This window comes from Afifella marina DSM 2698, assembly GCF_900102695.1.
Lineage (GTDB): Bacteria > Pseudomonadota > Alphaproteobacteria > Rhizobiales > Afifellaceae > Afifella > Afifella marina.
Genome location: NZ_FMVW01000001.1, coordinates 588828 through 603442 on the forward strand (window position 1 = coordinate 588828; position 14615 = coordinate 603442).

Here is a 14615-nt window from a genome sequence, read left to right on the forward strand (position 1 = left end):
CTCCTACCTCCCTACAACACCTCCGCCAATCCAATCGGAAAACTCCGCACCCGTTTTCCCGTCGCGTGGAAGATGGCGTTGGCGATGGCGGCGGCGGTGCCGGTGATGCCGATTTCGCCGACGCCTTTGATGCCGAGCGGGTTCACATGGGGGTCTTCCTCCGGCACCAGGATCGCTTCCAGCCCCTGAATGTCGGCATTCACCGGCACGCGGTATTCGGCGAAATTGGCGTTGACGATGCGCCCGCTGCGGCGGTCGTGGACGGCCTTTTCGTGGAGCGCGAAGGAGAGGCCCCAGATCATGCCGCCGAGATACTGGCTTTCCACCATGCGCGGATTGATGACGCGCCCGGCGGCGAAGGCGCCGATGAGCCGGGTGACGCGGATCTGGCCGAGTTCCGGATCGACGGCGACTTCCGCGAAGACGGCGCCATGGGCATGCATGGCATAGGCCTCCTGGGCGGACGGATCGGCGGCCGCCTGGCCGTCGGCTGCGATCTCCTCAAGGCCTGCGCGCGTTAAAATGTCGGCAAAGCTCTCGCTCGCCGTTTCGTCGTCGCGGCGGGTGAGGCGGCCTTCGCTGGCGACGACCCCGACATTGCCGGCACCGAAGAGGGGGGAGCTTTCGTCATTGACGGCAAGCGCCGTCAGCTTGTCGATCGCGGCGGTGCCGGCGCGGTGGATGGCGTTGCCGGCGGTCGCCGTATGCGTCGAGCCGCCGGCGATCCCGGCATCGGGGAGGTCCGACGTGCCGGAGCGGAAATCGAGCGTTTCGATCGTGAGGCCGAGAGAATCGGCGGCGATCTGGGCGAGCGCCGTCCACGCGCCCTGGCCCATATCGTGGGCGCCCGCCTCCATCACGCCGGTGCCGTCGCGGCGGATGACGGCGCGGGCATTGCCCTGAAACATGAGAGCGGGAAAGATCGCCGTGCCCATGCCCCAGCCGAGAAGCCGGCCGGCCTCATCGCGCATCTGGCGCGAGCGAAGCGGGCGGCCCGCCCAGCCGAAGCGCTCCGCCGCCTTTGTGTAGCATTGCTTGAGCGCCTTCGAGGAGAAGGGTTTTCCGGAGATCGGCTCGACCTCGGCATAGTTTTCAAGGCGGAAGGCGAGCGGGTCCATGCCCGCCGCGAAGGCCGCCTCGTCGATGGCGCTTTCAAGGGCGATCGAACCTGAGGCCTCGCCGGGCGCGCGCATGAAGGAGGGCGTGCCGATATCGAGGCGCACGCCCTCATGCGCGGTGTGGAGCGCGGGGACCTTGTAGAGGGACTGGCCGACGCCCGAAGAGGGCTCGATGAACTCATCGAAGCGGCTCGTGGAGGCGCGGGTGTGATGCGTGAGCGCGGTGAGGGCGCCCGCCGCGTCGAGGCCGAGACGCAGCGTCTGCCGCGTCTGGCCCCGATGGCCGACGGGGCCGAACATCTCCTCGCGGGCGAGAACGAGCTTCACCGGGCGCCCGGTGAGTTTGGCCGCGAGAATGCCGAGCGCTTCCGGGCTCGACACGGCGCCCTTGGAGCCGAAGCCGCCGCCCAGAAACGGGCTGCGGATATGGATGTTATCAGGGGTCAGGCCAAAAAGGCCGGCAAGGCGCATCCGCGACATGGCAAGGCCCTGGGTCGGCATGTCGAGGAAGAGGCTGTCGCCGTCGAAACGGGCGACGACGGCATGCGGCTCCATGGCGTTGTGGTATTGCGGCGGCGTCTCGTAGACTGCCTCGATCACCTGGGCGGCCGCGGCGAAGCCCGCATCGACATCGCCCTTCGCGGCTTCCGCCGGCTGGCCCGGGCCGACGGTCTCGGGCGTATAGGCCGCCGCGTCGAGCGTGACTTCGGGTGTTTCCGCCTCGTAGCGCGGGGCGAGGAGGGCCGCACCTTCTTTCGCCGCTTCCAAAGTCTCGGCGATGACGACGGCGACCGGCTCGCCCGCATAGCGCACCGTCGCATCCGACAGGAGATGCATCCGAAACATCAGCGGATTGGACTTCTCGAACGGGTCCATGGCGAGCGGCGGGCGGTTTTCCGGCGTCATGATCTCGACGACGCCCTGATGCGCCCTGGCGGCGTCGAGATCGAGTGAGACGACGCGGCCGCGGGCGATCTTGGCCGGCACGATGACGGCGTGGAGGAGGCCGTCCGGGTGGTTGTCGGCGGCATAGATGGCTTCGCCGGTGACTTTGAGGCGGCCATCGGCGCGGGTGAGGGGCTGGCCGATACTGGAGCCGTGGCGCTGGCGCGGGCCGGGGGAAAGCTGTGCGATCTCAGACATGGGCGACACCTTCTGGCAGGACACCTGCGGGAGTTTCGGCGAAAGGCGAGGCGGGGAGCGCTGGCAGATGATCGGGCGTGCCGGCGGCGGCGAGGAGGAGTGCACGTGTGACGAGGCGGCGGCCGAGCGTGATCTTGTAGGAATTGTCGCCGGAGGGTTTTGCGGCCGCGAAGGTGAGGTCTGCGGCTTCTTCGAAGGCGGCGCGATTGGCGTGGCGGCCGGCGAGGCGCGCTTCCGCCTCTTCCGCGCGCCAGGGTTTGGCCGCGACGCCGCCGAGCGCAAGGCGGGCCTCGGCGATGCGCCCGTCCTCGAGCCGGAGCGCGGCCGCGGCCGAGACCACGGCGAAGGCATAAGACGTGCGCTCGCGGACTTTCAGATAGCGCTGGTTTGCGGAAAAGGCGGTGGAATCTGCGGGCAGGCGCATGGCGACGACCATCTCGCCGGGGGAGAGGACGGTCTCTTTCTCGGGCGTGTCGCCGGGCAGGCGATAGAAATCGGTGATCGGCACGTCGCGGCGGCCACCCTCGCCCTCGATCTCGACGATGGCGCCGAGTGCCGTTAGCGCGACGCAGAAATCGGAGGGGTGGGTGGCGATGCAATGATCGCTGAAGCCCAGAACCGCGTGGCCCTCATTGGCGCCGCCGATCGCGTCGCAGCCGGAACCGGGCGCGCGTTTGTTGCAGGCGCTGGCGGTGTCGTAAAAGTACGGGCAGCGGGTGCGCTGCAGGAGATTGCCGCCGACGGTCGCGGCATTTCTGAGCTGCGCCGAGGCGCCGGAGAGAAGCGCTTCGGCGACGGCCGGAAAGCGGGCGGAGAACGCCGCGTCGTAGGCGAGTGTGGAATTCTTGACGAGCGCGCCGATGCGCATGGCGCCGTCGGAGAGCGTTTCGATGGCACCGAGGCCCGGCAGATGCGTGACGTCGACGAGGCGGGCGGGGCGCGCGACGCCGCCCTTCATGAGATCGAGAAGATTGGTGCCGGCGGCGAGATAGGCGGAGCCCGGCTCGGACGCGGCCGCGACCGCCTCGGCGACGCTGGTCGGGCGGAGACAAACGAAGCGGTTCATGCGGCGTCCCTTTCACGGGTTGCGAGCTTCGCTTCGGCCTCGAGCACCGCTTCGGTGATGCCGCGATAGGCGCCGCAGCGGCAGAGATTGCCGCTCATCAATTCGCGCACGCGTTCCGCATCGCCGTGCGCATGGCCCTCGGCGATGAGGCCGACGGCGCTCATGATCTGGCCGGGGGTGCAATAGCCGCATTGAAAGCCGTCATGGGCGATGAAGGCTTCCTGCACGGGATGCAGGCGGCCTTCTTCGGCAAGGCCTTCGATGGTGGTGATTTCGGCACCGTCATGGCTGAGCGCGAGCGCGAGGCAGGAATTCACCCGCTCGCCATCGACGAGAATGGTGCAGGCGCCGCACTGGCCGCGGTCGCAACCCTTTTTGGTGCCGGTGAGATGCAGGCGCTCGCGCAAGAGATCGAGGAGTGTGACGCGCGGATCGTCGATTGCGACGGATCGTGGCTCGCCATTGATGGTGAGGCTGATAGAGAGGGTCATGCGGCCACCTTTGGACAAGAGGTCGGGCCGGAAACGCCGCCGTGCCGATGACGCATTCGGCGGTTTTCCGTCACGCAGGCTCAGCGAGGCGATATCCGCGCTGCCGGGCCTGGCTCGCATGAGTTATATGGAGGGTGCCTCCGCTTTCAAGGGAGGTGCCGTCAAAAGATTGGCGTAAAAGATTAGATGGAACGGAAAACCGAACAGCCAAGACGCAGGCCGCGCGCCGATTATCTGCGCAACCGCGAGCGGCTTCTCACCGCCGCGGCCGAGGTGTTTCGCACCCATGGCGGGCAGGCGACTTTGGAAGGCGTGGCGAAGGCGGCTGGGGTGGGCATCGGCACGCTCTACCGGCATTTCCCGACGCGCGAGGCGCTGTTTGAGGCCGTCTATCGCCGCGAGATCGACCAGATGGTGGCGCTCGCCGAACGGCTCGAAGGCGAGGCGGACCCGGTCGCCGCGCTGCGCCAATGGGTGCACGCCAGCATCCGCCTCATCGCCACCAAACAGGGCATGCTGACGGCGCTGGCGCTCGCCGTCGACAAATCCTCAGAAATCTACAGCTATTCCTACAAGAGCCTCACCGGCGCGATCGCGCGCCTGCTGACCCGCGCCAAAGAGGCCGGGCGCATGCGCGAAGACGTGACGCCCGAGGATCTGCTTCTGACCCTCATCGGCATGTGCCTGGTGCGCACCGGGCCGGAGTTTGAAGATGATGTGACCCGGCTCGCGGATCTATTTTTGGACGGGCTGACGCGGGGGTGAGGGAGACGGAGTACGGTCGGCTCTTTCGCTTTCCGAAAGACAGCGCCCGGATCGGCTAAGCTGGGCGCATGAATTGCTCTGACGCGCGTGGGCTGCCTGTGGTGTGAGGCGGCGCTCAGATCCGTGAAGCCAAGTGTCTGCGGCCCGTCCTAAAGACATTAGTCGACGCTCACGTCCCCCTAGCAGCTTCTGGTGGGAGCAAATACCGGCATCAGATTACGAATGGCTGAGCGGCAACAGAGACACTAGTACGCGAAAGGCGCCCGCCGCTCTCCTCCACCCCTTCGGATATCTGAGTATGATCTATCCTAAAATAGAAAACCTGAAGATAAGGGAACTCCTCCCCAGTGTAGGGGAATGTGAATAATGATAGGCGTGTGAGTGAGGGGAGTGTGGTGACCTTTATTGGAGTCGGTAGGTGAGCAGCGAACTCAATTTTCTGTACGATCAGGTGCTGGAGGGGTTAGTGCGAGTGCGCGCCTATAGCCGTTGGATAGACGGAGACGACGGAGGTGGAGCTGTTGAAGACGTCGATCACGTGGCAAGGCTCCTCGCTCGGCGTGACTTGCTCATGCTTGCGGCGAGCCTCCGGAATTTTGCAGAGGCATCCCGCACAGTATATCAACTTCGCCAACAGTCGGTTGCTTTGCTTGAACCAATAATTCCGCCAGAGCCTCCGTTTTTTCGAGCGGCCCGCGGCGATAAGAGCTGCGTTAATTTGTATAGTGCCTTGAGCCGAATTTTGCACTCGGCAGTAACGGAATTTAACTCCGACGGAACGGTTTCTATTGGTTATCTAGACGAAATTAGTCTTTTTGATAAATATAGACTGGTGAATGAAATTAGAAAAATAAAATACAGAGATAGGATGGTGATTTTTATCATAAGCAAAAATGATGGAGAATCAATTATTTTTGTTGATGAGATGATTTATTCTATAGAGAAATATATTGATAATGTGACAGAGAAATTTGAGGAAAGAAGTATATATTTAAACAGAACTCTGCGGGACGGCTAATTGCAACGGGCTAATAGCGCGAGCTTCGCCGGGTCCGCGGGCCCCACATCCATCTGTGGGTATGACCTAGCTGCCCGCGACCACGGCGAGCATCTGAAGATGCATATCTTCGAGCTATGGCTGGTATATGTTCTCACGTTTCTCGCTACTGAGTGACCAAATCACGCAAGGGGGAAGGGGGGAGGGTTGATCTTGGCTCAGCTCAGACCGGCCATCTTGGCTATTGCTGGCGGATGTGGTGACCGTCTTCAGATATGGCTATTCGGAGCGACTCAAGGGCCGGAAAGCGATGCCTAAACTCTCCGAGAGGGCGCAGGACTCTGCGATGGGAGGCTGCATTGGGAATGATAGATGAGTGGAGGGCCGAATACGAGCGGGAGCGATACCTGCGTGAGTTGCCGGATGTCGCCCTCAAGACGCGGTTTGATGCTCTTATTCGTAATCTGTGGTCCACCGATGCTGCCGGCAATGTGACGCCGCCACGGAGTTTTGAAAACCGGCGGGGCCTCCTTCGACTGATTTTACACACGATGCTGGAGCAGATGGAGCGAGCGAAACTGATTTTTCGCGACTTCGATGAGCGCGAGCTACGTGAGGTGGCTAGCGCAGACTATCTACCCCCTAGACTTCGATCTCCCTTCACGGGCTCGCCCTCGTGTTTTGCGAAATTCGGCAAGCGGCCTCATATCCGCGCCGCTTTCGAGCGGGGAATCCTGAGGATTACGCCGGCCGCTGCCTATGATGATCCCTCCTTAAACGCTGCCCAGGCTGACAAGGAGCTCGAGCATTTCAGTGTCACGCCGAACGAGCATCTGATGGTCCGGCTGTACGGGTTGAACGCCGAGCTAGAGGAGGTCGAGCGTCCAGTGCACTGCAAAGAGCTATTCCGCACCTTGATGACGCGGAATTTTTACGTCTGGTGCTGCAGCCTCGGCTATGACGCGCGCTTGTTTCAGCCTTTCGAGGCGGAGGCGGTGCTCGTTGTGCGAAACAAGGAAGCCTTCCGAGCGCGTCTACATGAAGCGGTAAAGAAGCAGCTGCCAGAAGCTAAGTCCATTGATAGACCGATTCAATATTATGATAATTATACAGCTGATTATAGTCAAATTATTCCGATTTTCAGTAAAAATATAAGATATTTATATCAAAATGAATATCGCTTCGCCTGGTTGGTGCCTGAAGGCTCCTCTCTGTCTACGTTCTTCGTCGAGCTCGGTCCGCTTGATGGCATCGCTGAAATATACGAGGTCATTTGAGGCAATGAGGTGGCGGACATAGGTACGTGTAGGATGCCAGCGCCGGGAAAGCACGTAAGCTGGTGACCAACGCTCCTGTGTTGGTTCACGGCTTGAGGTCGCTATCGTCCGCGCTGGCCGAAAGGGCATCTTTGAGAAACTACATTACCTTTGCCTGCCGCGCGTAATAGGACTTCCTCTTGCTGTATCAAAGTTAAAAATCAGAATAGACTATAGAAAAAGATCCAGCCTACAAATTATAGATCAAGTCGGTGGAGGGCTCTTTGGAGTGCAAGCCGGCGTTAGACTCCCGTTTAGATGCGAGTCAACGACATGAGCGATTACGTACTATTCCAGATGTGGGAGCCGTTCCGCGTCTCTCTGATAGAGCAGCATGATTTCTATGTCAGAGAAGCTCGCAGTCGGTTGCTCTCGAGATTCGAGAACATTGAAGCAGACGCAGACAGGGCGGCAAACGCTTGGCTGGAAGAGGGCGGAAGGTGGTTTAACCCCGACGACGACCCTGGAAGATATTACGAAGTCGCCAATGATGTTGGCATTCAGCATTACCAGATGCTCTGCGACATGCGAGAACAGACCCGTCTGAGTGTCGTGGCAGGCATGTACCATCAATGGGACAAACAGCTGCGCGATTGGCTGGTTCGCGAAATTCAACATTGGCACCGCGGTGACTGTGTGCCGGCAAAAGTGTGGGGGGGCGATTTCATTCGGATAGTTGATCTGTTGGAGAGTTTCGGGTGGCCAGTTCGGAGGGCCGATTACTTCAAATCGCTCGACGCATGCCGTTTGGTCGTTAACGTCTACAAGCATGGAGAAGGACCGTCCCTGCAGGACCTGAAACGACGCTATCCCGAGTACCTCCACGACCCATTTGGTGGTGAGGGCAGTAGCCTTTCAAATGTGGCTCTGCGCGATCATACCGCCCTTCGAGTAGACGATCATCAGTTCCAGGGCTTCGATGGAGCGATACGAGCTTTCTGGGGCGACGTTCCAGAAAGCGTTTTCAGCTCCAGCATATCGACCGTGCCGCAGTGGTTTGAAAAGGCAATCCTTGAGGACCGCAAGTTGATTGACGAAACTGGAGCGAAGCGCTGATCCGCGGCTGCGCTTCTGGCTCACCCGCTTCGCAGAGCATTCGCCGCGCTGCCGCCCGTTTCCGGCCGCAAACCTTGCCCCGATACACGGCTCTTGGAGATCAGATCATGGCGTTGGAACGGGTGATGCGGAGCGGGCAGTGTCATTGCGGGGCGGTGCGTTTTGAGGCGGAGCTGGTCGATGATCTTGCGACGGCGCGCCGGTGCACCTGCTCTTTTTGCCGGATGCGCGGTGCGGTCGCCGTCTCGGCGGTGACGGGCGGCGTCAGGATTCTTGAGGGCGAGGCGTTTTTGACGCGTTATCGCTTCAACACCGGGACGGCGGAGCATTTTTTCTGTTCGCGCTGCGGGATCTACACGCACCATCAGCGGCGCTCCGACCCGCTTCAGTATGGCGTCAACGTCGCGTGTCTTCAGGGGCTGAGCCCGTTCGATTTCGCCGAGGTGCCGGTCACGGACGGCGTCGAGCATCCGTCTGACACCGGTCGGCCGTCGCGCCTCGCCGGCGTTTTGCGCTTCATTCCCGCGGAAGACGACGCGACGTCGTGAACGGGCGGCGAGCGAGATGAGAAACAAAGTCTGAGATCTGACGGGGCCTCGGCGACCCCCACCCGACGCGCCTCGCGGCCTTGCTGGAGAAGCGGGCGCCGAAGGGGGTGGAGTGGCGCCCGGACCGCGAGGGCGGCGGGAATGGATTTCAGAGTGGCACGGACGTCCCCCTCCCCCTTGTGGGGAGGGGTTAGGGGTGGGGGTCCGCTGGAAGAAACAACGTGTGAGATCTGACGGGGCCTCGGCGACCCCCACCCGACGCTCCGTTGGAGCGTCGACCTCCCCACAAGGGGGAGGTGGGGCTGACGCCTTGCCTGGGAGTGGGCGGCGCTCTTGGCGTGGCCGTGCCTTGCGGCGTCAGGCGGCGGCGTTACGCGGCGGCGGCTTGGGCGGGGCGGGGTTGGATGGTGATGCGGTTGCCCCATGGATCGGTGAAAGAGGGGGCGATGAAAGAGGGATCGGCGCGGGTTTTCGCGCCGAGGCGGGCGGCCTCGTCCGGGGTGGCGGCGAGGACGAGTTCGGCGAGGCCGGCGGCATCCGGGCTGCGCCGGCCGGCGCCGCGGCTGTTCCAGACATTCGTGCCGATGTGATGGTGGTAGCCGCCGGTTGCAAAGAAGCGCGCGGCGGGAAGCGTCGCGGAGAGATCGAAGCCGAGCGCGCCGCCATAAAAGGTCTCCGCGTCGCCGACATCGCCGACCTGCAGATGGACGTGGCCGATGACGGTGCCTTGCGGTGCGCCGGCCCAGCGGCCCGGCGCCTGGATGAGGCTTTGAATGTCGAGGGGCCGCGTGTCCATCGCCACCATCTGGCCGTTCCACCTCCAGGCGGAGCGGGGCCGGTCGGCGTAGATCTCGATGCCGTTGCCTTCGGGGTCTTGCAGATAGACGGCCTCGGAGACGACATGGTCGGAGGCGCCGTCGAGCCGGCCGCCCGCCTCGCCGTAATGGCGGAGCCAGCGGCCGAGATCGTCGCGATGGGGGACGAGGAAGGCCGTGTGGAAGAGGCCGGCCTCGAAGGGGAGAGAGCGCGCCTGCGCGTCGCGGCGGAGCTCGATCAGGGGCAGGTCGCCCTGGCCGAGAATGCGGCTCTCGCCGTCGCCGGCGATGGTGTCGAGGCCGATCACACGCTCATAGAAATCGCCGACCGTGTCGAGATCGCGGACGGTGAGGACAACACGGTCAATGGAAAGAGGGGCGTCGCTGGTCGCCATGAGATATCTCCTGGGGCGCGCCGTCAGATGGTGGGCGCTTGGGGGGCTGGGGTGCGCTTGGGGGGCGCGGGTCATGAAGGGAATTTAGGGTGGGCGATCTTTCGCGATAACGGGCTTGATGGGCGAATGACTGTCGCCGTATCGTGGACAATATGGATTATGTGGACGGTATCCGGACCTTCGTCGCCGTGGTCGAGACGGGCTCCTTCACGGCGGCCGGAGAGCGGCTCGGCATTTCCAACAAGCTTGCGAGCAAATATGTCGCCGCGCTCGAAGATAGGCTCGGGCGCGCGCTTCTTTACCGGACGACCCGCTCCGTCTCGCTGACGGAGGATGGCGAGCGCTGGCTGCCCTATGCGCGAAACGTGCTCGTCTCTCTGGAAGCGGCCGATGCGGCGCTCGATCAGCCGGCGAACGGGCTTTCTGGACGGCTGCGCATCACCTCCGGCACGACCTTCGGCGAATTGTGCCTGGCGGATGCCGCACAGAGTTTCATCGACACCTATCCCGGAATGCGCGTCGATCTCGTTTTGTCGGACGAGATGAAGGATCTCGTCGCCGGCGGCTTCGACCTTGCGGTGCGCATCAGCGTGCCGCGGGATTCCAGTTACAAGATGGCGGGTATCGGGACGATCACATCGCAGATTGCCGCAAGCCCCGGCTATCTTGAAGCGCATGGCACGCCGCAACGCCCCGACGATCTCGCCGATCACCAGGCGATCTTCGATCTGAACGACGATCCGCCGCGGCGCTGGCGTTTTCGCGACGGCAAGAAAGAGAAGGTGGTGGAGGTGGCGGGGCGGCTTGCCGTCAACAGCGCCTCGGCGACGATCCGCCAGGCGATCGCCGGCCACGGGCTGATCCGTGCGCCCGATATTTTTCTCAAACCGCATCTCGCACGCGGCGATCTCGTCACCGTGCTCGACGATTTCACGGTGCGCGACAGGGTGCGCGACAGGGCGCGCGACAGGGCAGGCGAGCGCGCGATCCATCTCCTGACGGCGCCGAGCGCCTTCCGCTCCGACAAGGTCCAGGCTTTTACGTCGGTCCTCAGGCAGCATCTCGCGCGGCTGAGGGGGCGGGCGTGATCTGAGAGGTGTGCCGTGCGCCGCGGCCTTGCTGAAGAAGCGGGCGCCGAAGGGGGGCGTTGCGGGGGCCACAGATTTCAAAGTGGGCACGGTTTTGAGGGTGGGCACGGATGTTCCCCTCCCCCTTGTGGGGAGGGGTTAGGGGTGGGGGTCTGCTAGAAGAAACAACGTCTGAGATCTGACGGATCCTCGGCGACCCCCACCCGACGCGCCGGGCGGCGCGTCGACCTCCCCACAAGGGGGAGGTGGGCGTGTGCGGCGCGGCCTTGCTGGAGAAGCGGGCACCGAGGAGGCTGGAACGGCGTTGGGGGCGCGACGTAGCGCGACCGGATTCGAGGGCGTGCCTGGATCTGAGGGCGGGCACAGAGTTCAGAGCGGGCATGGGTTTGAGAGTGGCACGGCCGTCCCTCTCCCCCTTGTGGGGAGGGGTTAGGGGTGGGGGGCCGCTAAGGAAACCGGCGCAGGGTGGTTGGAACGAATTCGGCGCCCCCCCCCCCGACGCACCGGGCGGCGCGTCGACCTCCCCACAAGGGGGAGGTGGGGGCGTGCGGCGCGGCCGGGGCTTGGCTGGGCCGGGGGCGAGGTGAGCGTTTTGGGGCTCGGTCAGATGCCCAAAAGCCTCATTCGCTGCAAAAGCGGATATGGGGGCGGCCGGAGCTTTCGTCGGGGCTCACCTCCGCCTTGATGCGGAAGACCTCGTGCAGCAGGCTTTCGGTCATCACCTTCGACGGCAGGTCGCAGGCGACGAGCGCGCCGTTCTGCATCACGGCGATCCGGTCGCAGAACATGGATGCGAGATTGAGATCGTGTAGGGCCACGACGCTGGTGAGGTCGAGATCGCGCACCATGCGCAGGATCTCGATCTGATGGTGGATGTCGAGATGGTTGGTCGGCTCGTCGAGGAACATGATCGTCGGCGATTGGGCGAGCGCGCGTGCGATGTGGACGCGCTGGCGCTCGCCGCCCGACAGCGTCTGCCAGGCCTGGCCGCGCCGCGCGACCATGTCGACGCGCGCAATGGCGGCGGCGACGGCCGCCTCGTCCGCAGACGACCAGCCGGACAGCGCCGAGCGATGCGGCGTGCGCCCGAGCTTCACCACGTCGCGGACGCTGAGATTGGTGTCGGATGCCGCACTTTGCTGAACGAAGGCGAGCTGGCGTGCGAGCGCCCGGCGCGACAGGCTCGCGATGTTCTGCCCCTCGATCTCGACTTGTCCCGAACGCGGCCGTTTGAGCCCGGCGAGAAGGCGCAGGAGCGAGGATTTCCCCGATCCGTTCGGCCCGATGAGGCCGAGCGTCTCGTTCTTTTCGACGCGCAGGGAGACGTCGCGCACGATGGTTTTTTGCCCGACGCCCCAGGTGAGATTGTCGGCGCGGATCGTCATGCTCGTCATGTTGATGGCCGCGCGCGATAGAGGATGATGGCGAAGAACGGCACGCCGACGAGCGCCGTCACGACGCCGATCGGCACCGTCTGCTGCGTGGCGACGACGCGCGAGGCGATATCGGCGAGCACCATGAAGACGGCGCCGAGCGCGGCCGAGGCCGGCAAAAGGCGCAGATGCAGCGGGCCGACGATGTAGCGCGCCGCATGGGGCACGACGAGGCCGACGAAGCCGATCGCGCCGACCATGCTGACGATGGTGGCCGTGATCATCGCCGTCACCGCGAAGAGAACGAGGCGAATGCGCGCCACGGGCACGCCGAGGGCCGCCGCATCCTCGTCGCCGAAGGTGAAGGCATCGAGCGTGCGGGCCATCCACAGGCAGACGGCGAGGCCGAAGACAATGACGAGGATGAGAAGCTGAAAGTCCGGCCAGCGCACGCCGCCGAAACTGCCGAGAAGCCAGAACATCACGTCGCGCGCCTGCTGGGCGTTGCCCGACGTCGTCACGATGTAGGAGGTGAGCGCGTTGAAGAGCTGCGCCGCCGCGACGCCCGCGAGGATCGTGTGGTTCGGGCCGCTGGTGGCGCCGTTGGAGAGAAGCGCAACGAGGGCGAAGGCCGAAAAAGCGCCGGCAAAGGCGCCCATCGACAGGGACAGACTGCCGGCGCCGATGCCGAGAACGATGACGCAGACGGCCCCGGTCGAGGCGCCGGCCGAGACGCCGAGCACGAAGGGTTCGGCGAGCGGGTTGCGCAGGAGCGCCTGCAGGATGGCGCCGCAGAGCGCGAGACCCGCCCCGGAAAGGGCCGCCACCAGCGCGCGGCTGAGACGCAGATCCCAGACGACGGATTCCTGAATGGGCGGAATGTCGGCGCCGGTGAGCCCGAGACCGTTGCTGATCGCCAGAACCACCGTCCCGAACCCGATCCTGTAGTCGCCGATCGTCGTTGCCAGGGCGACGACGAAAGCGAGCGCCACCAGCATGAACGCGAGGAAGAGGGCGAGCCAGCCGGCCCCGTCTTCCGATGTGGCTGGCGATGTTGCTGGCGAGGTTTCGGGCGAGGCTTCTGGCGCGGTTTCTGGCGGTGTCTCGGGCGGTGCCGCTGGCGATGCTTTTGGTGTCGTCACTTGAGGTCGAGCGTCCGCAATTGCCTGGCGACCTGTTCGGCGCCGTAGAGGGTCTGGATGCTCGGATTCATGGCCGCGCCCCTCATGACGACGATGCGGCCCTTTTTGACCGCCTCCATCTGGCTGACGGTCGGATCGGACGTCAGATAGGCGATCTTCGCGTCCGCCGCGTCGAGCGCCCAGCGCTTGCGATCGACCTGCGAGGCCACGATGACGGTCGGATCGGCCGCCATGATGCCTTCCCATCCGAGCGTCGGCCAGTCGGCTTCGGTCTTGATCGCATTCGAGCCGCCGAGGAGATCGGCGATATAGCCCGACGGGCCGTTGCCGCCGCCGAGATAGGCATCGTCCGCGGGCGAGGGGCTGGAGAACCAGAAGACGAAGGTCGGGTGCTCCGAACCGGAGAATTCGGCGCGCAGAGCCGCCTCGCGCGCCTTCAGATCGGCGATGAGGGCCTCGCCGCGATCGGCGACGTCGAAGATCCGCGCTAGGTCGTCGATCTCCTGATAGAGGAGATCCATGGTCCACAGCGCGTCGCGGCTGCCATAGGCGTCGTTGGCGTTAAGCGTCGTCGAACAGGCGCTCGGCGCAAGATAGGTCGGGATGTCGAGGCGTTCGAAATCGTCGCGCTTGGCGACCTTGCTGTCCGGCCCCATCAGGGTCGTCAACATCGCGGCGACGAAATCCGGCTGTTTCGACAGGACCGATTCAAGCGTCGGAAATTCGACGGTCAGGACATCGACCTCGTCCTTTGCCGCACGCAGTTCCGGCAGAACCTCGCTCGGCCAGAAAGCGGTGGCGGCCATGCGGTCCTTCAGACCGAGCAGGAGCATGATCTCGGCGGTGTTCTGACCGAGCGCGACGGCGCGCTCGGGCGCCTTGTCGAACGTGACCTCCCGGCCGCAATTTTCGATCGTGAGGGGATAGCTCGTCGGCTCGGCGCGAACCGATGTGCTGAAGGCGGCCATGAGAACGGCGAGCGAGAGCAGGATCCTGTTCGGCATTGTCGGGTCCATTGTGCACCGGGGAACGTGGCGCCTGCCTATTCGGACATGTTGGAGAAAACAAGACTCTCGCGCTCATGATTTTGTGGGGTTGCGCGGGTTGGAGGGCGCCCGGGCCTGTGTCGGCTGCCAGTGCCATGGCCTCTGTATAGGGCTTGCGGAAGGTGGGCTTGAGGGCTGTCGGGTGACAGGGGCGTGGGGTGCGGCGGATGCCGTGGCGGCTTTCTGCTGCCATTCGAAAGACTACCGCAATGGGCCGAAAGGGGGATGGTCGGCTTTCAGCCTTCGTTCTCGCATA

The 14615-nt window shown here is 63.9% G+C and carries 13 protein-coding genes; 6 read left to right on the forward strand and 7 right to left on the reverse strand.

The genetic code is table 11. The annotated features are described in order from the left end of the window. Positions 1-11 precede the first annotated feature (11 nt). Genes BLP76_RS02685 through BLP76_RS02695 form a run of 3 tightly spaced genes read right to left on the reverse strand, consistent with a single transcriptional unit; the run spans position 12 to position 3818 of the window. Positions 12-2261 carry a xanthine dehydrogenase family protein molybdopterin-binding subunit gene (locus BLP76_RS02685; RefSeq protein ID WP_092809329.1) on the reverse strand — a complete coding sequence of 750 codons (2250 nt, stop codon included), beginning with the start codon at positions 2259-2261 and terminating at the stop codon, positions 12-14. After that, positions 2254-3327 carry an FAD binding domain-containing protein gene (locus BLP76_RS02690; RefSeq protein WP_092809330.1) on the reverse strand — a complete coding sequence of 358 codons (1074 nt, stop codon included), beginning with the start codon at positions 3325-3327 and terminating at the stop codon, positions 2254-2256. The genes BLP76_RS02685 and BLP76_RS02690 overlap by 8 nt, the downstream gene beginning before the upstream one ends. Next, positions 3324-3818 carry a (2Fe-2S)-binding protein gene (locus BLP76_RS02695; RefSeq protein WP_092810080.1) on the reverse strand — a complete coding sequence of 165 codons (495 nt, stop codon included), beginning with the start codon at positions 3816-3818 and terminating at the stop codon, positions 3324-3326. The genes BLP76_RS02690 and BLP76_RS02695 overlap by 4 nt, the downstream gene beginning before the upstream one ends. 186 nt (positions 3819-4004) lie before the next feature. On the opposite strand from BLP76_RS02695, the gene BLP76_RS02700 reads away from it, so the two are divergent. The 5 genes from BLP76_RS02700 to BLP76_RS02715 all read left to right on the forward strand — a co-directional run bounded on the left by BLP76_RS02700 (position 4005) and on the right by BLP76_RS02715 (position 8500). Beyond that, the gene (locus BLP76_RS02700) at positions 4005-4583 is read left to right on the forward strand and encodes a TetR/AcrR family transcriptional regulator (protein WP_092809331.1); all 579 of its coding nucleotides are present in this window, start codon (positions 4005-4007) and stop codon (positions 4581-4583) included. Positions 4584-5001: 418 nt separating this feature from the next. Continuing rightward, positions 5002-5601 carry a hypothetical protein gene (locus tag BLP76_RS18530; RefSeq protein ID WP_111328795.1) on the forward strand — a complete coding sequence of 200 codons (600 nt, stop codon included), beginning with the start codon at positions 5002-5004 and terminating at the stop codon, positions 5599-5601. A 338-nt stretch (positions 5602-5939) separates the two neighbouring features. Then, entirely contained in the window at positions 5940-6857 is a 918-nt protein-coding gene (locus BLP76_RS02705; RefSeq protein ID WP_139163665.1) for a hypothetical protein, read from the forward strand. Between the two features lie 312 nt (positions 6858-7169). Beyond that, complete coding sequence (locus tag BLP76_RS02710) at positions 7170-7952, forward strand: hypothetical protein (RefSeq protein WP_092810082.1); 783 nt, start codon at positions 7170-7172, stop codon at positions 7950-7952. A 107-nt stretch (positions 7953-8059) separates the two neighbouring features. Next, complete coding sequence (locus BLP76_RS02715; protein ID WP_092809333.1) at positions 8060-8500, forward strand: GFA family protein; 441 nt, start codon at positions 8060-8062, stop codon at positions 8498-8500. A gap of 370 nt (positions 8501-8870) precedes the next feature. On the opposite strand, the gene BLP76_RS02720 is transcribed toward BLP76_RS02715, so the two are convergent. Continuing rightward, positions 8871-9710 carry a VOC family protein gene (locus BLP76_RS02720; RefSeq protein WP_092809334.1) on the reverse strand — a complete coding sequence of 280 codons (840 nt, stop codon included), beginning with the start codon at positions 9708-9710 and terminating at the stop codon, positions 8871-8873. Positions 9711-9862: 152 nt separating this feature from the next. Here BLP76_RS02720 and BLP76_RS02725 point away from each other — a divergent pair, with 152 nt between their 5' ends. Then, entirely contained in the window at positions 9863-10798 is a 936-nt protein-coding gene (locus tag BLP76_RS02725) for a LysR family transcriptional regulator (protein ID WP_092809335.1), read from the forward strand. Between the two features lie 620 nt (positions 10799-11418). Here the strand turns inward: BLP76_RS02725 and BLP76_RS02730 are convergent. From BLP76_RS02730 to BLP76_RS19005, 3 genes are all read right to left on the reverse strand, one after another. Further along, positions 11419-12183: an ABC transporter ATP-binding protein gene (locus BLP76_RS02730; protein ID WP_092809336.1), complete on the reverse strand. Its 765-nt coding sequence runs from the start codon at positions 12181-12183 to the stop codon at positions 11419-11421. Between the two features lie 5 nt (positions 12184-12188). Then, entirely contained in the window at positions 12189-13169 is a 981-nt protein-coding gene (locus BLP76_RS02735) for a FecCD family ABC transporter permease (RefSeq protein WP_092809337.1), read from the reverse strand. A 140-nt stretch (positions 13170-13309) separates the two neighbouring features. Continuing rightward, on the reverse strand, positions 13310-14281 hold the full coding sequence (locus BLP76_RS19005; protein ID WP_244514422.1) for an ABC transporter substrate-binding protein: 972 nt from the start codon (positions 14279-14281) through the stop codon (positions 13310-13312). Positions 14282-14615: the final 334 nt, after the last annotated feature.